Annotated in this window: 20 protein-coding genes; 10 read left to right on the plus strand and 10 right to left on the minus strand. The window is 43.7% G+C overall.

Annotation, left to right across the window (positions count from 1 at the left end; translation table 11 throughout):
* Positions 1-430 precede the first annotated feature (430 nt).
* Positions 431-1,105, plus strand: coding sequence for an ABC transporter ATP-binding protein (locus GL182_RS04620; RefSeq protein ID WP_163378371.1), 675 nt, complete (start codon positions 431-433; stop codon positions 1,103-1,105).
* A gap of 1 nt (position 1,106) precedes the next feature.
* Entirely contained in the window at positions 1,107-2,441 is a 1,335-nt protein-coding gene (locus tag GL182_RS04625; protein ID WP_163378372.1) for a TolC family protein, read from the plus strand.
* Between the two features lie 266 nt (positions 2,442-2,707).
* Here the strand turns inward: GL182_RS04625 and GL182_RS04630 are convergent, their stop codons facing one another.
* From GL182_RS04630 to GL182_RS04640, 3 genes are all read right to left on the minus strand, one after another.
* On the minus strand, positions 2,708-2,914 hold the full coding sequence (locus GL182_RS04630) for a hypothetical protein (RefSeq protein WP_163378373.1): 207 nt from the start codon (positions 2,912-2,914) through the stop codon (positions 2,708-2,710).
* 92 nt (positions 2,915-3,006) lie between these two features.
* Complete coding sequence (locus GL182_RS04635; protein ID WP_240469582.1) at positions 3,007-4,455, minus strand: sensor histidine kinase; 1,449 nt, start codon at positions 4,453-4,455, stop codon at positions 3,007-3,009.
* Positions 4,373-5,761: a sigma-54-dependent transcriptional regulator gene (locus GL182_RS04640; protein ID WP_163378374.1), complete on the minus strand. Its 1,389-nt coding sequence runs from the start codon at positions 5,759-5,761 to the stop codon at positions 4,373-4,375. The genes GL182_RS04635 and GL182_RS04640 overlap by 83 nt, the downstream gene beginning before the upstream one ends.
* Before the next feature lie 307 nt (positions 5,762-6,068).
* Between GL182_RS04640 and GL182_RS04645 the strand changes: the two genes are divergently transcribed.
* Both GL182_RS04645 and GL182_RS04650 read left to right on the plus strand, forming a co-directional pair.
* Entirely contained in the window at positions 6,069-7,322 is a 1,254-nt protein-coding gene (locus GL182_RS04645; RefSeq protein WP_163378375.1) for an efflux RND transporter periplasmic adaptor subunit, read from the plus strand.
* Between the two features lie 78 nt (positions 7,323-7,400).
* Complete coding sequence (locus tag GL182_RS04650; protein WP_163378376.1) at positions 7,401-8,099, plus strand: ABC transporter ATP-binding protein; 699 nt, start codon at positions 7,401-7,403, stop codon at positions 8,097-8,099.
* Between the two features lie 205 nt (positions 8,100-8,304).
* Here the strand turns inward: GL182_RS04650 and GL182_RS04655 are convergent, their stop codons facing one another.
* Positions 8,305-8,508, minus strand: coding sequence for a dodecin family protein (locus GL182_RS04655; RefSeq protein WP_163378377.1), 204 nt, complete (start codon positions 8,506-8,508; stop codon positions 8,305-8,307).
* A 106-nt stretch (positions 8,509-8,614) separates the two neighbouring features.
* Positions 8,615-11,050 (minus strand): ABC transporter permease, encoded by a 2,436-nt coding sequence (locus GL182_RS04660; protein WP_163378378.1) that lies wholly within the window; start codon positions 11,048-11,050, stop codon positions 8,615-8,617.
* A gap of 393 nt (positions 11,051-11,443) precedes the next feature.
* Here GL182_RS04660 and GL182_RS04665 point away from each other — a divergent pair, with 393 nt between their 5' ends.
* The 3 genes from GL182_RS04665 to GL182_RS04675 all read left to right on the plus strand — a co-directional run bounded on the left by GL182_RS04665 (position 11,444) and on the right by GL182_RS04675 (position 13,237).
* Positions 11,444-12,388: a hypothetical protein gene (locus GL182_RS04665; protein WP_163378379.1), complete on the plus strand. Its 945-nt coding sequence runs from the start codon at positions 11,444-11,446 to the stop codon at positions 12,386-12,388.
* A gap of 161 nt (positions 12,389-12,549) precedes the next feature.
* Positions 12,550-12,759, plus strand: coding sequence for a hypothetical protein (locus GL182_RS04670; RefSeq protein ID WP_163378380.1), 210 nt, complete (start codon positions 12,550-12,552; stop codon positions 12,757-12,759).
* Positions 12,746-13,237, plus strand: a complete 492-nt coding sequence (locus GL182_RS04675) for a nucleotidyltransferase (protein WP_163378381.1) — start codon at positions 12,746-12,748, stop codon at positions 13,235-13,237. The genes GL182_RS04670 and GL182_RS04675 overlap by 14 nt, the downstream gene beginning before the upstream one ends.
* Before the next feature lie 44 nt (positions 13,238-13,281).
* Here GL182_RS04675 and GL182_RS04680 read toward each other — a convergent pair whose 3' ends face one another.
* The 4 genes from GL182_RS04680 to GL182_RS04695 form a co-directional block, all read right to left on the minus strand.
* A complete protein-coding gene (locus tag GL182_RS04680; RefSeq protein WP_163378382.1) occupies positions 13,282-13,962 on the minus strand; it encodes an ERCC4 domain-containing protein in 681 nt (226 codons plus the stop codon).
* Between the two features lie 82 nt (positions 13,963-14,044).
* The gene (locus tag GL182_RS04685; protein WP_163378383.1) at positions 14,045-16,489 is read right to left on the minus strand and encodes an ABC transporter permease; all 2,445 of its coding nucleotides are present in this window, start codon (positions 16,487-16,489) and stop codon (positions 14,045-14,047) included.
* Positions 16,490-16,518: 29 nt separating this feature from the next.
* Positions 16,519-16,737, minus strand: a complete 219-nt coding sequence (locus GL182_RS04690; RefSeq protein WP_163378384.1) for a hypothetical protein — start codon at positions 16,735-16,737, stop codon at positions 16,519-16,521.
* Positions 16,738-16,754: 17 nt separating this feature from the next.
* Complete coding sequence (locus GL182_RS04695; RefSeq protein WP_163378385.1) at positions 16,755-17,009, minus strand: hypothetical protein; 255 nt, start codon at positions 17,007-17,009, stop codon at positions 16,755-16,757.
* A 16-nt stretch (positions 17,010-17,025) separates the two neighbouring features.
* On the opposite strand from GL182_RS04695, the gene GL182_RS04700 reads away from it, so the two are divergent.
* Together GL182_RS04700 and GL182_RS04705 are read left to right on the plus strand one after the other, a co-directional pair.
* Complete coding sequence (locus GL182_RS04700) at positions 17,026-17,298, plus strand: DUF6364 family protein (RefSeq protein ID WP_163378386.1); 273 nt, start codon at positions 17,026-17,028, stop codon at positions 17,296-17,298.
* Positions 17,279-17,698 carry a type II toxin-antitoxin system VapC family toxin gene (locus GL182_RS04705; protein WP_163378387.1) on the plus strand — a complete coding sequence of 140 codons (420 nt, stop codon included), beginning with the start codon at positions 17,279-17,281 and terminating at the stop codon, positions 17,696-17,698. Before GL182_RS04700 ends, GL182_RS04705 begins: the two co-directional genes overlap by 20 nt.
* A 399-nt stretch (positions 17,699-18,097) precedes the next feature.
* On the opposite strand, the gene GL182_RS04710 is transcribed toward GL182_RS04705, so the two are convergent.
* Positions 18,098-20,458, minus strand: a complete 2,361-nt coding sequence (locus tag GL182_RS04710; RefSeq protein WP_163378388.1) for an ABC transporter permease — start codon at positions 20,456-20,458, stop codon at positions 18,098-18,100.
* Between the two features lie 341 nt (positions 20,459-20,799).
* Between GL182_RS04710 and GL182_RS04715 the strand changes: the two genes are divergently transcribed.
* Positions 20,800-21,339 carry an META domain-containing protein gene (locus GL182_RS04715; protein ID WP_163378389.1) on the plus strand — a complete coding sequence of 180 codons (540 nt, stop codon included), beginning with the start codon at positions 20,800-20,802 and terminating at the stop codon, positions 21,337-21,339.
* Positions 21,340-21,446: the final 107 nt, after the last annotated feature.

Genomic DNA, 21,446 nt, shown 5'->3' on the forward strand with positions numbered 1-21,446 from the left:
AAAGCAATGCGCTGGTTCTCAAAAGAAAACCAACATCAAGTAAGCGGGCCGTATGATGGAAAAATTTTATAACCATGACTTCTGGTCAAGTTACAAAAAAAAATACCAACTTATCTGCTTTATTGCGAAAATGTTACAGGCGGCTGACCAGACTTCCGTAAAGGGTATAATTATATTGGATGGACTATAGAATGATTAGTTTTTAAATCCTTCTTTTTTAGTTTTATAATTGTGATTTACCGATTAAAAAATGAAAGGTACTTAACGGATTAATCGTCCGCTAGCGGACGAAGTTGTACGGATAAAACAGACCCATTGAGGAATAAAACACCCCTATTCAGCCCTATAACCGTCTGTTTTATGGCATGGTACTGGAATCAAGCTTTTACAGTAGATGTAATTCCTCCTCAATGACCATCATTCTGTATTTATGATCCAGTTAAAAGAAATCGACAAGTTTATAGCATCCCGTTTCCAAAGGGTCTTCATTTTAAATGGCATTCACCTTCACATCGGGCAAGGGGAGTTCATCACACTGATGGGACCCTCAGGCGTGGGAAAATCCACTTTGCTCAATATCATTGGCCTGCTGGACGAAGATTATGAAGGAGAGTACATCTTCGATGGCAAAGCCATGGCGTCCTTGAAGGACAAGCAGCGGTCATCACTTCATAAATCGGAATTCGGATATATCTTCCAGGCTTATCACCTGATCGATGAGTTGACCGTGTATGAGAATATCGAGACTCCTTTGCTTTACAGGAAAGTATCCTCAGGGGAAAGGAAAAGCATTGTAGCGGCCCTGCTGGACCGATTCAATATGGTAGCCAAAAAAGACCTGTTTCCGGAACAACTTTCAGGGGGACAGCAACAGCTGGTGGGAGTGGCCAGGGCCATCGCCGGAAAGCCCCGGATACTTTTGGCTGATGAGCCTACCGGCAACCTGCATTCTGCCCAGGCAAGGGAAATCATGGAGGTATTCAGGGAACTCAACCAGGAGGGGACCACAATTATTCAGGCCACCCATGCCAGGGAAAATGCTGATTATGGGAGCCGCCTCATAGAAATGCTGGACGGTAAAATTGCAAAAGACATTCAAATTTGATATGAAAAAATTGATGATTTTCCCGATGATGATCCTACTTGCCTGCGTTCAAACCTTGGCACAGGATACCATTCCCCTTTCGTTCGAGGAGGCAGTGGCCATCGGATTGGAGCAGCAGATGGATCTGAAAGTTTTGGAAAACCAACAGCAGGTGCTCCGCATGAATAGCCTCAATGCCCGCTTGAGGCAGCTGCCATCGCTCAATATCAATAACAGTATCGGCAGGCAGGTAGGCCAGCAATTTCAGCAGGTGGAAGGCGAGCTGATCGTAACCAACCAAATCAATGACAGGATATCTTCCGGACTCAATTCCCAGGTGCCGGTATTCGCCGGCTTTCAACGGGTAAATGAATCCAGGGCATCCAGGTATTTTGAGGAGGCGGGGGAATTTGCCCTGGGCAGGGCTCAGGAAGATGTCAAATTTACCATCGCACAGCAATACCTGCAGGTATTACTGGATGAGCAGTTGCACGCCATTGCCAGTGAAAATCTCCAAAACCAAAAAAAGCAGTTGGAACAAATTGAAGGTTTTGTGGAAGCCGGTCTCCGCACCCTATCGGACCAGTACAACCAACAATCGGAGGTAGCCAGATTGGAAACAGTAGTATTAAATGCGAGGATTCAATGGGAAACAGACTTATGGACCCTGGCCGAAACCCTGCAACTGGAACCCAATATTTTACCCAGACTCCAGGCTGTTGATTTGAAGCAAACCAGGAATGAATGGTTGGTCATGGATTTGCAAGCACTTTATGAGCAGGCTTTACAGCAGAGGAAGGATTTTAGGGAACAGCAGTTGCTGGAGCAGGGAAACCAAAGGCTGTTGGTAGCGGCAAAAGGATCCAGGTATCCGCAGTTGTTTGCATTTTTCAATTACAATACCTTTTTCACCTCTCTGGATGAAAGGACCATCAGGGATCAGCTGTTGACTGTTTACCCCCAGCGGATTTTTGGCTTGAACCTGAGCATCCCCATTTTTAATAATTTTGACAACCAGGCAGCCATTACCCGTGCAAGGGTCAATAGGATGAACCAGAAACTGGAAAGTAAAGCCCTGGAAAGGAAAATTTCGCAGGAAGTAAAGTTGGCCCTTGAAAATTATAAAGGGGCCTTACAAAGGCAGGCATCCACTGCATTGCAACTCAAAGCAGCAGCACAGGCCAGAGAGGCCATTGCAGAAAGATTCCGCTTAGGCGTAAGCAATTTTGTGGATCTGGCACAGGCCAATCAGCAATGGGTCACTGCCCAATCCGACCATGTGCAAGCCAGGTATACCCTTTACTTTCAGGAGATCATAATGGATTACGCCATGGGGGAGGCTTCTGTAAGTTACTAAAATTAGGGACTGGCCATTTGTTTTGCAGACCCGACGACCAGTTTTTATTCAAACTTCATGCTATTTGATCTCTTTTAACATCCACTCTTCTGACCTGGACTTTTTTTAAAGGAACACATTACCACGTTTTTTCTATTATAGGTAAACAAACTGCGGTTTCATGTTGAAGGGGAAATAACCATTGCCAATTATCAAATCCGTTAGCTTTAAAGTGAGGTGTAGCTTCTTAGGTTTGACCATTGAAAAACATGGAGCCTGTACTTGATTCAGTCTTTGTTATTTTTGATGGTCATCCATAAGGCAATGCCTGCGATGGTAACCACTCCGCTTAGAACAAGGGCCAGGTTGATGTCTCTTTGGGTTTTTCTTGCCTTCTTCAGATAGGTTGAACCAAGGCCATTTGATGCGATGAATTCCTCAATTTTATCAAGACGATTTTCCAATTCCTCTTTGGCTTTTTTAGTTATATCCATAATAATTTAGATTTTTAATTTTATATTCCAACTTATTCAACCGAAAAGGGAAAAAAATAGTTCTGGTTATAGATAGATCGCTTCCCTGCGCCTTAAATTTTTGACAGACCCCCGGAAGTTCCAAACAACAAAGTAAATGTAGTCCTTTCACCAGGTACTGAGGTTACCTCCAGACTTCCCTGGTGCAGGTTCATGATTTGTCGGGAGATGGCCAGTCCAATGCCGCTACCCGTTTTTTTGGTGGTATAGAAGGGGACGAATATGCGTTCCAGGGCTTCGGCGACTATTCCATCCCCATGGTCAGTAATTTGTATAAAGGGATGTCCGTGCTGGTCAGAGCAGGCAGTAAGTTGGATGGTCCTGTTGGTGGCTTTTTCCATGGCTTCACTGGCATTTTTGATCAGGTTGATCAGGATCATCTGAATCATTTCCTTATCTGCAATGATTTCCAGGCCCGGAGGTTGAATACTGGATTTTAGGATCAATTCCGACTTTGCGAGCTCCTCTTTCATGAGTATACAAATATTCTCGAAGAGCTTGCTAACCCGAAGTCTCTTGGGATGCGGGTTAGGGATATTCGTGTAATCACGATAAGCGTTTACAAAATCCACCAGGCCGCTACTCCGTTTAGAAATGGTTTCCAATCCCTCTGACAGGTCCAGGAAACTGTCTTTATTGATCATCAGGCCGGATGGTACTTCTTCCAGGTCCTCTTCCAGTATGGTGCCCAGTGAATTGGCAAGGCTGGCGATAGGGGTCATGGAGTTCATGATCTCATGTCGCAGGACTTTGGTCAGGTTTTGCCAGGCTTTTAATTCATTTTTCTGAAGTTCTGACCTGATATTTTGAAAAGACAGCAAGGTCCAGCTCTGCCCATCCATTTTGAAGGCAGCAGATTGCACATTCAGGTGGAGGTCAGCATTGATTTTCATGGAAAACGATCCGCCTGGCTGAAGCTCCAGGACCATTTTAAGTAAGTCCTCCGAGCGTTTTCCCAGATCGTGAATGTCTTTAAACTGTGGGATTTGAAGCAGCTGTTTGGCAGCTCCATTGATTACTCCGATTTTTCCTCCACTTTCAAACGATAGGATTCCTGTATTGATGTGTTGAATCATGATCTGTAAAAAAAGCATCTGCTCTTCCTTTTCGGCCCTGGTTTTTTTGAAGGCTTTTATGACCTCATTAAAGGACAGGTTCATTTCCATAAAGGACCTGCCCAGCTTGCTGTCTTTGGTAAAGGAGGAGGAAAAATCTGAATACCGGATGGAGTCCAGAAAACGTGTAATTTTCCTGTTGGTGGTATTGCTATAGGCAATCAGGTTGATGGTTTGGAACACCAGTATAAGGGAGAAGACAAATCCCAGCAGGAGGGCATTTTCCCGGATATAGAAATACATAGCCAGATGTATGATCAGGATGACCAACAGCACCCTGATGACAATCCCGAAAGCAAAAGACTTAAAGCCCATAACGTTCCAATCTTCTGTAGAGGGAGGATCTGGTAAGACCCAATTCCTCTGCTGCCCGGGTAATATGGCCATTGTGCTTCTGCAAGGCTTTTCTGATCAGTATTTTTTCCACATCTTCTATGTTATAGTGGTCCAGGTTGATGCTTTCTTCATGTTTTTCAGGAGGAAGCTGTTTTTGCATGAACAGATCTTCCGGCTGCAGTACGCTGTGGTTGGACATGATGACCGCCCGCTCTATGCTGTGCTGTAGTTCCCGGATATTTCCAGGCCAGGTATATTTTTGCATCCTTTTGATCAGCCCTTCCCCGGCTTTGCGGATATCCTTGTTGTATTTTTTGGCATAGATACCGATAAAATGATTGGCCAGGGGCATGATGTCTTCCAGCCTTTCTCTCAGTGGGGGGAGGGTGATTTCTATGGTATTGATGCGGTAGAGCAGGTCCTGCCGGAAACTATTGTCATATACCATGTTATGGATGGCCATATTGGTGGCAGAAATCAGGCGGATATTCACAGGCAGCGCTTTGTTGGTACCCACCCGGGTGACCTCACGGTTTTGGAGCGTGGCCAATAATTTGGCCTGAAGGGGCAGGGGTAGGTTGCCGATCTCATCCAGAAAAAGGGTGCCCTTATGCGCCTGTTCAAATCGTCCGGAACGATCCTCCCGGGCATCCGTGAAAGCCCCTTTTTTGTGACCAAACAGTTCGCTTTCAAACAAGGTAGGGGTGATGGATCCCAGGTCTACGCCCACAAAAGCTTCCTTGTGTCGCTTTGAATTTCGGTGAATGGCTCTGGCCACCAGTTCCTTACCGGTGCCATTTTCTCCCAATATCAAAACATTGGCATCCGTGCCTGCCACCCGGTCTATGGTTTCAAATACTTTCATCATGGCCGGGCTCTGCCCGATGATGTCCTTAAATTTCTGATCCATGTCCTGAAGGAATTGTTGCTGTTGGTTCCTCAATTGAGAGATTTCCAACTTGGACTGGCGGAGTTGCAAGGCGGCATTAAGGGTAGCCAGTAATTTTTCGTTTTCCCAGGGTTTGAGCACAAAATCAGTAGCACCCTCTTTGATGGCTTTTACAGCGGTAGTCACATCACCATATGCGGTGATCAAAACCACCACCGCAGAGGAGTCCAACTCCAGGATCCTGTCCAGCCAATAAAACCCTTCCTGTCCGCTGCTGACATCCCTGGTGAAATTCATGTCCAGTAAGATGACATCGTATTGTTCATTGACCATCAGGATTGGTAATAGTCCCGGATTGGTTTCTGTATCTACCTGGCCAAAATGCCTTTTCAAGAAAATTTTGGCTGCCTTCAGCAGGTCTTCGTTGTCATCAATGATCAGTATTTTACCGGCTTTCTGCTCTTTCATAAGTTTTGATAGGAATGGCTGATTGTCATTTGGGAAAGCCAAAACATGTACCGCAATGCTACAACCGAACAAATTTTTCCCAAAATCGGTCAATACTTGAAATTTAAGCTTATTTTTTGAATTCTTTTTTTTCCATACCCAAGAAACCCATGACCTGTTTCATACAATTTTGGTCGCTGGCGGACAAATTTGTTCGAAAAAATCAGCTATTTGCTGGGGCAAAGGGCTTGCAGGGCAAATTTCCTGCGCTTTTGGGGCTGGCATGCTAATTGGCAATGGTAAGAAAGAAATAAAAATGCTCCCGGAGATGGATAGAAAGCTTGAGAAAAAAACCTGGACCCCCCAATTAATTGGTGTTTTGATCACAGGGTTCCTTTTGGTGGCCTTTGTGATTTATCAATTGGTATTTGCGGACACCCGATCCAGTATGAATGTAGACCGGGAAAGAATTACGATTGCCACGGTCAAAAGAGGTGAGTTTACCGATTATATCCCGGTCAGTGGCACCATCGAGCCGAAGGAGGTTTTCTACCTGGATGCCATCGAGCGGGGAAATATTCAGGAGATTGTCCGGGAGTCAGGTTCCATGGTAGAAAAAGGAGATACGATTTTGAAATTGACCAATTCAAACCTTCAATTGGACGTGATGCAAAGGGAGACGGACCTTTATTTTCAAATCAATAACCTCAGGCAAACCCGCCTGCTCCTGGATCAAAATGACCTCAACCAACAGGCCCAACTGGCAGAAATTGACTATCAGATTAACCTGCTGCAACCGCAATACGAAAGGTTTCGGGAATTGCATGAAAAAAGGCTAATTTCTGACAGGGAACTGGAAGAAGTCAAGGAGGAATACGAATACAATTTGAAAAGGCAAAGGCTGACCTATGCCTCTTATAGAGCCGACTCCATTGCCCGGTCTATTCAAAAGAAGCAGTTACGGGATTCAGAGGAAAGAATGAATCAATCCTTAAATGGAGTGGGACACATTCTGGATAACCTGATCGTCAGGGCCCCTATTCCGGGCCAATTGACCACAGAAGAGATTGAGGTAGGCCAGTCTATCAATGCGGGTGAGCGTTATGGACAAATTGATATCATCGATAAATTCAAAGCAAGGGTTCCTGTCGACGAATTGTATTTGCCCAGAATCAATATCGGATTGAAAGGGGCCTTTAGTTTTTCTGGAGAAACCTACGAAATGGAAATTGACAAAATTTACCCTAATGTGACCGGGGGAAGGTTTGAAGTAGACATGGTCTTTAGCAGTGCAAGCCCATCCGGCATCCGCAGGGGACAAACCGTGAGAATCCGGCTTGAACTTGGAGAAAGCGAACAGGCCAATTTATTGCCTACGGGCGGTTTTTATAAGGATACCGGTGGAAATTGGGTGTTCGTTGTGGATGAAGAAAGTGGAAAAGCAGAAATAAGAAACATCCGCCTGGGCAGAAAAAATCCGGAATATTACGAGGTGATCGAAGGTCTCACTGAAGGAGAAAAAGTGATTGTCAGTGGCTATGAAAATTTCGGTAAAAATGAGGTGCTGAATCTTGGCCGTTAGCAAATAGACAAATATGAATATTTCCCAAATACCCTCACCAATTGGCAATTCAAAGGTTAAATCCATAATTTGAAAAACATGCAAAACATCATCAAAACCAATCAATTGAAAAAGCGGTATACCACCGAGGAAGTAGAAACCACCGCCCTGGACGATATCCAAATTGAAATCAAAAAAGGAGAGTTTGTCGCGATCATGGGACCCTCCGGATGTGGGAAATCTACCCTGCTGAATATCATTGGGCTGCTGGATAACCCCGACGAGGGAGAGTATTACTTCCTGGAAAAAGAGGTCGCCAAATTTTCAGAACGGCAGCGGTCTCAACTCAGAAAGGGCAATATAGGATTCGTTTTTCAGAGTTTTAACCTGATCGATGAACTCACCTGCTTTGAAAATGTAGAATTGCCCCTACTGTACCTTAAAATCCCTTCTGATGAAAGGAAAAAGAAGGTGGAGGAAGTATTGACCCGGATGAATATCATGCACCGGAAAAACCATTTCCCCCAGCAGCTTTCGGGAGGTCAGCAGCAAAGGGTAGCCATTGCCCGGGCCATTGTGGCCAAACCGGCGGTGATCCTGGCAGATGAGCCAACAGGAAACCTGGATTCCGCCAATGGGGAAGAGGTGATGCGCCTTTTAGAGGAGTTGAACAATGAAGGGACCACCATCGTCATGGTCACCCACTCCCCCCATGATGCCAACTACGCCCACCGGATTATCAATCTTTTTGATGGCAAGGTGGTGACTGAAAATATCCGGGAACAATTTCACATTTAGGAAGGGCTTTTCATGTTTAAAAACCATTTTAAAATTGCAATAAGGGGCTTTGTCCGGTACAAGCTGACCTTTTTCCATTGCCTGTATAACTGTTACCCTGGAGGCCTTGCGTGCGACAGGTTCAAAGGCAGTCCATGCTTTGAAAACGGAATAAAAAATGAACCAAAGAAGGTAAGATAATACCTTCTTTGGTGTCTTGGATTTATTATTGATTTACTTCAAATGAAATCTTGGCATTTACTCCATAGGATACAATTTGGTTATTTTCCACATTGGCGTTGAAATGCTTGACATAAACAGATTTGATGTTTTTTACTGACTTGGAAGCTTCCTTAAGTGCATTCTTAACAGCATCATCAAAGCTTTTGTCAGAGCTGGCGATTACTTCTATTATTTTTACAATTCCCATAGCTTTACGAATTTTAATCTTGAAAATGGAAAACCAACCTGGTTTTCATTCTTTATTACCTATACAAACTTTATGCCCTATTCTATTTCATTTCGGAGCATTTCTCCTATTCACTACGCAAAGATTTCACTGGATTCGCTAAAGCAGCCTTAATGGCCTCCTTGCCAACGGCCAACCAGGCCACCAGTAAAACCAATCCTCCTGCAGCCAAATAGGTCCAGATGGAAATATCTATCCGGTAAGCAAAGCCTTCCAGCCATTGGTTCATCAGCCACCAGGAAATTGGGAATGCAATGAAGGCTGACAAAAGTACCAGCTTTATATATTCCCTGGACAGCATGCTCACAATGGTGGATACATCCGCACCAAGAACCTTTCGGATTCCAATCTCTTTATTGCGCTGTTTTGCAGTAAACATAGCCAGCCCAAATAAACCCAAACAGGCAACAAAGATGATCAAGCCTGAAAACACCACCAGGATGTATCCTATCCTTCGTTCTGCCTGATAGGTTTGGTAATACCTTTCGTCCAAAAATGAGTACTCAAAGGGTTCCTCTGGGGCAAGGGTATTCCATTTCAATTTGATGTCTTCCAGTAAGCTTCCTGGCTCATCGGTATTGAGCCTGGCGATGACAGCTCCATGGCTGTTACTTTTTGCCATAACCAATGGAAAGATGCGTTCATGCAAGGACCTGAAATGGAAGTCTTTCACAATGCCAATGACCTGGTAATTTGTTTGGTTCCCTTCATTGTCCAGGTGGGAAAGGGTCTTACCCAGGGCATCTTCTTCCCAGTTCAATGCCCGGGCCGCAGTCTCATTCAGAATAATGGAGGTTTGTTCGGATCCAAAAGCTTCCGAAAAATTTCTACCGGCCTCCAATTCCATGCCCAGAGTGGGTATGTAATCGGCATCTACATCATACCTCAAGGTTTTCACTTGCCTGCGCACATCCCCATCCGGATACAAAAAGAAATTATTATTGAAGGATGGCCCTGAAGGCAGGTATCCGGAAATACTTACGCTTGCGACTCTTGAGTCCTGAAGCAGCTGTTGCCGGAATACTTCAGTATTGTTTCCCAGGTACCGGACCTCTGGAAAAATCAAAACCTGATCTTTGTTGTAACCCAGGTTTTTATTTTGGATAAACTCCAGTTGGTTGTAAACCACGATGGTGCCTATAATCAGTATTACAGACACGGCGAACTGGAATATAACCAATCCGCTGCGCAAACTAAAGGACCGTTTGCCCATGCTGCCTGAGCCTGGGAAAAAGGATCCTTTCAATACGGAAACAGGCTTGAAAGTAGAGAGGAAAAATGCCGGATATATACCGGCAAGTATCCCTACCATCAGCCCAAATAAAAGCAGGGCGGGCACAGTCCATAGGTTGGAAAAATACTGAATGTCTACGTCTTTTCCTGCAAGGTTATTAAATACGGGCAGCGATAATTTTACCAATGTCATGGCTATTAATAGTGCAAAAAGGCTCAATAGGGTGTATTCGGCAAGAAATTGTCCAACAAGTTGCTGCTTTTCTGACCCAAGTACTTTTCGAACACCCACTTCCCGGGCCCTTTTGCCGGCACTTGCTGTGGAAAGGTTAATGAAATTGATGCTGGCAATCAGGATCATAAAAAGGGCAATGGCCCCGGAAATGTAGACATACCTGATATCCCCACCCGGTCCCAGTTCGCCCATCAAGTCAGAATGCAAATGAATGGAAGTGAGTGGCTGCAGGAAGATGCCGATATCGTTTCCATCTTCCTTGAATTGATTGTAACTGATTCCCATGGCTTCTTCTAGTTGCGGGCCCATGTATTTTTCGGCTACCTGGGGAAGTTTTGCTTCCAGGTTTTTGTAATTATAGCCGGGTTGAAGCAACAAATAGGTATAAAATTCTGAAACCATCCAGGAAGGGTTTTTGGCTTGCGGAAAGGTCGCCATGGAAGCCAAAAGGTCAAAATGAAAATGGGAGTTGGCCGGCATATCTGCCATGACACCCGTAATGGTGAACAGGTCCCTGTCATCCCCGATCAACAGCTCTTTTCCTATCGGATTCTCCCCCTTAAAATAGGTTTGTGCGGTAGATGCAGAAATCACAATGGTGTGGGGTTCTTTTAAAGCCTGATCCGGATCCCCCTGGATCAATGGAAAGGTAAACACCTGGAAAAAATTGGCATCTGCAAAGGCAGCGGGTTTGTCTCGGAATGCGCTGTTCTCATAAATAACCTTAGGATTCCCCATCTTCCGGATGCGCGTAGCCTGCTCTACCTCAGGATAATCTGCCTTCAGGGCAGCTGCTACCGGAGGCATCACATGTGCTTCATTCATCGTCCCCCCCTGTATGGATCCACGAAAGACTACCCGGACAATGCGGTCTGCCTTGTCATGAAAACTATCGTACCCAAGCTCGCTGATTATTGAAAGTAGGATAAGCAGGCAGGAGGCCATTCCAATAGCCAGCCCCAATATATTGATAGCAGTGAAGGATTTGTCCCTAAGCAGGTTTCTAATCGCAATTTTAAAATAGTTTTTTATCATCGCCAATAACTAATGATTTTTTTCCGTCCAAGTTCAACCTCCCCGATCTCTTTTCCAAACTAACAATAGGCAGCTCATTCCTGATTAGCCGACAAGTTTTGTTAAGATCTGGTAATGCCCTAGCGAGGCTTACAATATATCATATCTACTTCCATACCAGTAAAAAAATATCTCCAAATAGCTGTTTGGGGATGAAGGGGCTTTTTTGTGCTATTTTATCGCACATTGTTGTTCGCTGGCGGGCAAAAGCCAATGTGGCCTTGTAGTACATCTGCCGCAAAGACTAAAGTTCTTATCAGAACTGTTGGTTGTTTATTTCTTTTTTCAACTTGCAAAGTTGGTAATTATAGAGATTAATTCGTTAGTTGCAGCACAATTGACCCAAACCTCTACATGGAGCATTTTATAACAAAAAGGCATTTCTTTCGATTTTATTTTTTACTGGTCCTGATGCTTTTACTAATGGGCGGATTTGGTGTTTTTGTCATCATGGATTTCTACGGAAAATGGGGAACACCGGATTTTGAAGTTGGGAATTATCTTTTGTTGTTATTAGGTGGTTTTATGCTAATGTTTGGGGTATTCTTTTTGATCATGTATTTCAGAAATTCACCCATTATCAGGCTGCATCAAGATAGGATTTCATTTGGCAATGAATCCTATGATTTAAAGGAGGTAGCGGTTTTGGAAATGACAGGAAAATTTCCCTTTGGCTGGGGTATTTCCCTTCCTGAAGAAGGAGCTTGCCTTACCTTCAAAGATGGTCAAAAGAAGTATATTTTCGACATCATGTATGCCAATGGTCCGGAGTTAAAAATGTTACTGGAACGGAAAATTCACAATACTTCAGCACCAAAACCTGTTAGCATTCGAAACTTTAATAGGATCCGAAAAGCGGATATGGAACTGTTTAAAGGAAATCCTTTGGTCAATTTCCGGGCATCATTTTTATGGTTTATCATCGGTTTTTTCCTCTGGTATTTGCTGGTAGTTCCACCAAACCATAATGACGTATTTATTGCTTTGGCATTGATCGGTGTTGTCTGGTTTTTTGTTCTTTCCTTTAGCATGTATTATTTTGGCTTGTCAAACGACTATTTTATCGTTCAAAACCACTTTTTTTTCTGGAAAAAGCATGTGTATAATTTTAGGGACATAAAGGAGATTATATTCGAAAGCGGTGGCAAAGGTCCCTATCGCATGAGGTTGATCACAGAAGATTATCAAACAAAAATTTACGCTGCCAGCACCCTAAAAACCAAGACCTGGTTGAACCTAAAAAAAGCATTGGAGCAAATGGAGGTTCAGGTGAGAAACGAGGCATTTCCAGAAGGTTAAATCCCCAAGGATTTTCTATTGGTCTTTCTGAAATTACAGCGTTAGTCCATCCGAGAATAAAATACCTTGAAGTTGGATTTTACTCTGATTTCAAAAAACATAGGAGAACCATCCTTTTTTGTATATTTAATGAAGCAATTGCTAAATTTTGAATGACAAATATGGCGAATAGATCCAAATTACCTATTTACTACATTGATGAAGAGAAGGATTTGGAAATGCTCGTTGAGCAGGCAGTCAATTCTACTCTTGAAGAGAACATTACACGCTACTTCCAGGTTCTGGCATTTAATTACTCGCTGGCGGGGATTGATATTTACGATCATTCCATGGAAAAGACCATTAATTACATAGCCGATGAATCAAAATAACCGCTTCCCGGAGGATTTTAGATCCTTCATAGAATCCCTGAACAAACATGGTGTGGAATACCTCTTGATCGGAGGTTTTGCAATGGGAGCATATGGTTATATCAGGAGTACGGGAGATTTGGATATTTTTATTCATGCCACAGAGGAAAATGCCCAAAGGGCGTTAAAAGCCTGTATCGATTTTGGTATAGATGAAGCCGATCTCAAAGAAGAAATGTTTCTGGTGGAAAAAATGATTGGAATCGGGATGCCTCCTTTAAGAATCGAAATCCTTAAAAAGCTTGACACAATAGATTTTAAATATGCCTATCAAAGGGCAGAGACGAAAAGCCCTGATGGATTGGAGATCAAAATTGTTGCATTGGATGATCTCATTTTGCTCAAAGAAGCTGCCGTGAAGGGAAGAAACAAGGAGCGTGATCGGGAGGACCTGGCGTTTCTAAAACAATACAAAAATAAATTAAATCCTGGAAAATAGGAAAGTCCAGCTAACCCTTTAAGGGAGATCTTCACCTATTCAAGCTACTTCTTCAAAACATCTATTAACCGCTCCACCGTCTTTTTTCCTAATCCCGGTACCTTCCGGAGCTCCGTATCCTCTGCGGTAAACACCCTCTGGAGGTTGCCGAATTCCAACAACAAGCTTTTTGCCTTATATGGTCCGATACCGGGAAGGTTTTCCAAAAGTTGGATTTTTTGCGATTGCAGCGGAGTATGCTTCTTTTTCAGCGAAGTAGGCCGGCGATAAAATTTCACGTCTTCCGGCCGGTCTTTGGTAAGTTGTTTAAAGCCTTGCAACATGACCCTCACTGTTTCTCCGGGATTTTTTGTCCTCACTATTGGGATTCTGAATCCCAGGGAAATGGATAGCAAAAGTCCCTGAATGGCCTGTTGGGAAAAATCCGTTGTTCTAAAATGCCGGCTTTTTCCTTCCAGAATCAGGCAGGAAGGTACGGAACTGTTGCTTAGTTTTTTCGCCTGTTGAAACAATCGGCCATCCTTTATGGATTGGCAAAAGTCTGGAATCGTCTTCCGCTCTACCAGTAAGTCTCCATCCAAAAGATAGTCTCCTGCCAACAGCCGTTGGCGGTGTATGATCATGTTTCCTATTTTCCGAAATTCCTCGCCCATCAGGGCTGGTTCGCGGTCATCGATAGTGACCTGTAAAGGAAAATAGAAAGAAGACTTTAGCAACCTGGACATAGACAGATCATTGATTCCCTTCCTGAATGTACAAATTTTAGAGGTGGGGTGCAGTATTAAGTGAATGTTTTTTGTAGTTGAATTATTCACTTCTCAAGGCATTTACCGGATTGGCAATAGCTGCTCTTATGGTTTGGACGCTTACTGTCAGCAGGGCAATCCCCATCGACACAAGTCCAGCCAGCGCAAACATCCACCAATTCATATCAATCTTGTAGGCAAAGTTTTCCAGCCAATGGTTCATGACATACCAGGCCATGGGCGAGGCTATCGCAAAAGCAAGTAGAATCAATTTCACAAGATCTTTGCTCAGGATTCCTACGATAGCCGGAACATTTGCCCCCATCACTTTGCGGATGCCTATTTCCTTGGTGCGCTGTTGGACGGAAACAGTAATCATTCCAAGCAGACCTAAGCTGGAGAGTAAAATACTTAACCCACCAAATGCCACACTCAAGGACAAAGCCCTGCGGTCATCTTTGTACAACCTGTCAAATTCCTCATCCAAAAAAGTGTATTCAAAAGGGTGCTCAGGAGTAAATTCATTCCATACTTTTTTGGCCTGGTCCAGTGCCTGAGGCGTATTTCCTGGGTTTATTTTGACCAAATAAGATGAAGCCCCATAGGGGTCAAGTGAAAATACGATTGGATCAATTTTTTCGTGTAAGCTTTTGTGGTGATAATCCTGGACTACTCCGATGATCGTTCCGCTTTCCTCTGATCCTGTCCGATAGGACATGGTGGAGAAGGAGGTTCCCACCAGGGGCTCCTGAAGGCCGAAAACTTTAACCGCTGTTTCATTGAGGATTAAGTTGTTGAAGTCCGACGTATTTTCGTTTTCAAACCAACGGCCAGATGCCAGCGTCAGGTTGGCCAGTTCGGCGTAGTTTTCATCCGCCCAAATCTGGACTACCTCAAAAGGATCCCGGGCTTCCGGATAGCCCGACCAGGAAATACTGACCGGTTGTTTTCTTTTGTCATCCAGGATTGAGGTGCCATTGACCTGCGAAACAGACTGTATGGCGTTACTTGCAAGCAAACTGGTTTTAATACTGCTAACCCGAGACGCATGGCGTTTTTTCGCCTCTTCATCACCAGATCCAAAACCTATTGGCAAAGGTACATGTAACCTGAATACCTGCTCCTTCTGGTAACTATCCGTTTGCTGCTGAATAAAAGCAAATTGATTATGGATGGTAATGATTCCCACCAGTAGCACCACTGAAAAAACAAGTTGGCCTGTAACCAGGGCCTTACGGAAACCCTGTTTACTAAGGCCTGCCAACACCTGGTTTTTAAGCAAGGCTACCGGCTTCAAAGTAGCCAGAACCAAAGCAGGGTAGAGACCGGTTAATAGGAGTACCAGGGTTACTATTCCCAGAATCAGCCATAAAATCTGAGGATTCAGCAGGTCCATTACCAGGTTTCTTTCTACAAAGGCATTGAAATCCGGAAGCAGCAAAAAGGCCAGCAACAAGGTGAAGCCAGTGGCCATGGTGATGGAAAGGAAGGTTTCTACCATTACCTGGACAATCAAATGATTTTTTGAAGCACCCACGATTTTGCGAATCCCAATTTCCTTCAATCGGGTACCGATCCGGGCAATGGATAAGTTGACAAAATTAACACTGGCTACTCCAAGCAGTAAAACCGCGAGAATCGAAAAGACCCATAAGTTGAGGGTATTCCCGTGCGGAATGATTTGATCAAGTAATCCGTTTTCAAAATGTAAATCCCTTAATGCAACCAATTTGGATCGCCTGGCTGACTCCGCCATCCATGATGGCCGGTTTCTGGCAATGATTTCAGCTATTTTTTGCTCTGCTTCCACGATAGACGCAGCAGGATACAACTTTATAAACAAAAGTTGAGAGAAGATGCCCCAGGACTGGGTGTTACCCAAATCCTCCTTGCTTTCCTGATAAATGGAATTTGAAACCAGGATATCCTGTTGGAAGGAGGAGTTGGCTGGAATATCCTCGATGACTGCCGCTACGGCATAAGGGATTGAGTCAATATAAATTGTCTGTTCTAAGGGGGGCAGGTCTCCAAAATACCTGGCCGCTTTGGAGCGGGTCAGGATCACTGAACGCGGATTATTGAAAAAATAGTCCAGACTTCCCTGCTGAACCTTGTAGGTGAACATGTCTATCCAGTCCCTGCCCACAATCAGGCCATTGGTTTCTTTGAATGGCTGACCATTGATTTCCAAAACCTTTCTACTCAGGCCGGTTCCGGCCATGGCCATTTGTTCTATTTCGGGGACCTTTTCATGAATGGCCTCGGAGGTCGGATAAGAGGAATGCCCGCTAAAGGTGTATGCTGACTTAATCGTATCATAATCCGCTCGTAAATATATCCGCTCTGCGTCCGGATGATAGTTGTCAAAACGCAGCTCATTGTGACCCCAAAGAAGAATAAGAATAGCCGCAGTCATGGCTATGGCTAGCCCCCCTATGTGGATGATAGCGCTTATTTTGTTTTGCCGGAGATAGCGAAAAGCGATTTTAAAGTAATTTTTTATCATGCTATTAGTAAATATGATTGTTGACTAACTCAGGCATAAATTTTCAGTTGCACCCGTTTCTCCACAAATCCATCATGATCAAACCAGGCTTTCTGCGACACCCTGTTACAGGTCTTTTCCTGTACCTTGGATTGGCCAGGATTCCCTATTTCTGCCTTTCTGTATCGGAATTCAGTTAAAAATAAGGAAAAAGGAATAGCCCTTTTATTCGAAGGGAGTTTTTTCAGCCGGGATTTATCGGATTCCATTACTATTTATTCCACTTCTATGCCATTGATAATCCAGCTGAAAGTGCATAAAAGCCCCATTCATTGATCCTTTGATTTCCCAAACGGGCAAAAGTGTCCGTTGACGGGCAAATTGGCGGAAAAATATCAGGTTTTTCATTTCGAGCTGTCCCCTTCACATAACCGAGGAGGATGGTTGGTGTCAAACTAAAATTAAAGAAACCAAAGCATTTTCTAAGCAATCCAATAAACTTATTGACTTTTTTATACGTATTTATTAATATTATACGCATAATAGGTATTTGTATTATGAAGAATCGACTAAACCTCACTGTAAACAATGATCTGATCCAAAAAATGAAAAAATATGCAGATCTCAGGCATACCAGTCTATCCCAAATAGTGGAAGAGCACTTTGAAGAATTATTGAATCGGCCAACCAGACTTCACGAAGATAAGTCCTTGTTGGAGTATGTGAAAACCCTGCCTAAATCCAAGGTGGATTATCCCAAGGATTTTGATTTTAATGAGGAATACTACAAAGCAAAAAACAAAGAAAGCAATGAGCAAAATCCTGTTTGATGCCAATGTTCTTTTGGATTTTTTTCTTGAGCGAAATTTGCAGCCTGAAACGATAGAAAAGATATTTATGCTGATTGACAATAAAAAGGTTGAGGGCTATGTAACCGTAACCATACTTCAAATTTGTGCTTATTATTTAACGAAGGCAAAAGGGGTAGCAGTAGCAAAAGAGATTTTGGAGATGGTTATTTTGAAATTTCAGCTTTTGGATGGCAATAAAAAAAATGTTCTGAATGCCCTGAAATCAGAACAGCAGGATATTGAAGATGCCATTCACTATTTTATTGCGCTTGAGAACGAAGTCAATGCGATCGTTACTTTAGATCAAGGTTTTATTAAATTGTCCTCTCCCTATTTACCCATTTACAGTCCTGCTGACCTATTGAACAATATTGGTTAGGAAGTGCTTTGTCTTTATTTTGCTTTCTGACCCGATTTTTTGACCAGGAAAAAAAAAGCCTTCATTCCCACAAGCCTCCTGCGCATCCCCTGAGAAAATTCAGGACCGACCACTGACTACCGTCAGGACAGGTTCGGTTTTTTGTCGGGCCAGTGCGCATTGCATATTTAAAATATAGTTCTTCTATTTTTCAAATTTTTCCCAAGTAATACCTTTTAGAAATCAGTTTTAAATCCGTCATTGGTAAATTGGCCAATCCCCTTTTTCAATAGCCATTCCCGTTGTGGTTCATTTGTTTGGTTTGATTATCTTAAGGTCACCATATGATTTATCACCTGAACGGAAACTCATGTGATCACTGATCAATTTTTCCTGATCATAAATTATCATAACATCCAATTACTCGCTCTTCAGCGTCTCAGCGGGATTGACCAGCCCCGCTTTGATCGCCTGGGCGCTTACCGTCAGTAAGGCAATCAAAAGCGTCAAGCCACCGGTCCATAAGAACAAGGCCCAATCAATAGTAGTCCTGTAAGCAAATGTCTCCAGCCAATCGCTCATAAAATACCAGGTAACCGGTATACCTATGATCACGGAGATCAGCACCAGTTTGGTAAATTCTGAAGAGATCAACGCCACCACGCTGCCAATTGATGCACCCAATACTTTCCTGACAGAGATTTCCTTTTTTCGCCGTTCTGCTATATAGGTCGCCAATCCAAAAAGCCCCATACAGGATATTATCCCGGCCAGGCCTGTAAACAAGGATGTCAGCCTGGCAGTACGTTCCTGGGATATGAATTTGCGGGCATGCTCCTGATCTACAAATCGGTATTCAAAAGGGGAGTCGGGATTGTATTTATTGAAAACGGTCTCAACCCTGGCGAGGGAATTCAAATAATCAGCTGCTTCTTCAAACCGGATTTGGATGAAATTCAGGTCGCGCTTTGGCCCCATTACCATGATCGGAGACACTTCATCAAAGGGAGATTCCACAATAAAATCCTTTACTACGCCCACAATGGTAAAGGAATAGGCGTCATCCTTGACCACCTGACCAATGGGGTCCTCAAACCCCATCACCTCAACCGCTTTTTCATTGACGATTGCCGAAAGGCTGTCACTGGCATAGGAATAAATATCAATATCCCTTCCTGCGATCAATTCCATTCCGGCTGTTTTCACCAGGTTTGCATCTGTTCCCATGCGACTGATATTTGGCTTGTATTCCGGGTCTTTGCCTTGCCATTCCATCCCATCAGTGTCGCTGTAAATATTGGTTAAGGGAGAAAAGGTATAGCTGACCTCGGCTACCTCCGGAAGGGCCTGCAATCCAAGACGAAGTGCCGTTTTGTTCTTTCTGATACTTTGCGTTACCGGATGAAAAATCAGGTTCTCCTTGTCCATTCCCAAATCTCTGTTTTGGACAAACCTCATCTGATCCTGCACAATCCATACACAGGATATGAGGGTGACCACAACGGCAAACTGAAAAACCACCAAAACCTCCCGAGGCTTCCATCCAAGGTTACTCCTTGTTCTCATTTGGGATTTAAAAACTGCTGTGGGCTGGTAAGCACTTAATAAAAATGCCGGATAGCTACCTGCAAGTATCCCTGTTACAAAAATATAAACGGCAGAAATCCCCCAAAAGTAGGGTTGGGTAAACGGGTTGGGCAATTCCTGGCCCACCAAACCCTTAAACCAGGGAAAAGAAAGGGATACAATGGTGATGGCCAGCAAATAGGCGGTGAGTGCGATGAATACAGATTCGGCGAGGAACTGGCCAATCAGCATGCCTTTGCCTGCACCGGAGATCTTCCGGATTCCCACTTCTTTGGACCGTTGGTCACTTTGGGCAGTACTCAGGTTCACAAAGTTAATCGCTGCAAGCACCAAAACAATAATGGAGACGATGCCAAACATCCGGATCATTTCGATTTTTCCCCCTACAGACTTTCCATTTTCGAATTTGGAATAAAGATGAAGATCACGAATAGGAAAAAGAAAATCAGAAATGTCTTCCAGATCGGAGTTACTGGTAGTGAAGTCCGCAAACTTCTGATTGAATGCAGCATGATCGGCATGCTCATTTAACAAGGCAAAGGTACGGTAGGAATTATTTCCCCAATAGTCATCAGCCCAGCCCTCGGCTTCCAATTTCTTGAAAGGCAGAAAGACTGTAAAAGGGAAAGCGGTATTCTCCGGTAAGTCCTTTATCACTGCGCCAACGGCAAAATCCCATTGCTTGCTTACCGTCACTATTTTACCCAGAGCTGAGGTCTGGCCGAATAATTTAAGTGCAACGGATTCAGTCAGAACAATATTTCCCGGTTCCGTCAATGCAATAATTGGGTCACCTGCCAGGGCTTCAAAGCTGAAAATTTCAAAAAATCCATGGTCGGTAAAAGTGGCCTCTTCATAGAAATTATTTTCACCCACGGTTAAGAGTTGTTGGTCCCATTCGGTGATCCTGGCTACTTCTTCCACTTCGGGAAACTGCGCTTTCATGGCTGGGGCATAGGGAGCTGGTGTATAGTCCCAGGTTGATACCTGGCCTTGCATGGTTGCATTTCTCCAGACGGCATATATCCGATTTGAATTTTCATGAAAGCGGTCGACAGATAGCTCAAACTGCACCCAGATAAGTATGAGTATAGAAGCGGCCATGCCGATCCCCAGTCCTGCAATGTTTATAAATGCGTATCCCTTACTCCTGCGGATGTTTCTCCAGGCGATTTTAAAGTAATTTTTCCACATGGTGCCTAATGTAAATGCTTTAGTCCGCTAAATAAAACGCCATTTCAGGTCTATTTACCTATCTATTCCAGAGCTAACGTAATCCACTTCCATGCCAGTCCAAAACACCGCATTTGTGCGGAAAATGTAATGTTTATATTCATTCACGAAAGCTATTCGAACAAAAATGTGCGCATGCGGACAAGAATTCCTGACTTCTTCCGGGAAGTACCCATCCAATCCCCTCATTTTTCAAACGGTGAATGCAACCAAAGGGAAATGGTTATGGTACATGTATCTTTTGTTACCTGGGACAAGATCACATCATTTTTCGTAGTGGTAATTAATAAACAATTCTTCTTATGAAAAACTGGACAGCCATAATCATCTTGACATTTTTGATACTATCGGGTGCATGTATGGAAGATGAGAACCCAGGTTGTCCCGTTCCGTACTCCATCCAATCCGGAAACCACGAAATTTATAACTCCTGGGCCTTTGTAGGCTTTAGACACAAAACCTTGCGATGGACTGACTATCCGCCCTGTGAATTGTACATAAATGATGAAGGTAGGGTTACACCAGACAGAATAAGGATCACTTTTACAGAGGAAGCTTCCAGGGACGAAGAATTGGTGGACTATCAAATTTTTTCCGGTGCAGGTCCCGTTAATGGCTTTTCCGGGGATTTCCAACTTTCCGGTAACACTATCCAAAGTGGAGGCAAAATCGCTACTACTTTCATTGCATCAATTCATGCCAATGTGAATGAATATGAGTCAAAGCTTTATTCCGCATTGATGCAAATGACACATTTTAACATTGTAAAGAATCAGTTACTCATCACCTTTGGGGAAGGAGAGGAGGAAATGTTGTGGGTGCTTGCGGAAGGCCATCTTTGATCAATCCCCTACTGCATTTTATTGATCAGGAGAATAAATCTTTATTGGCAGCATTGAATGATTAACCTTTATCCAGATCACTGCTTGAGAACAGCTGTTTTTCAGGG

Origin of the sequence: Cyclobacterium sp. SYSU L10401, from assembly GCF_010993705.1 — a bacterium.
Lineage (GTDB): Bacteria > Bacteroidota > Bacteroidia > Cytophagales > Cyclobacteriaceae > Cyclobacterium.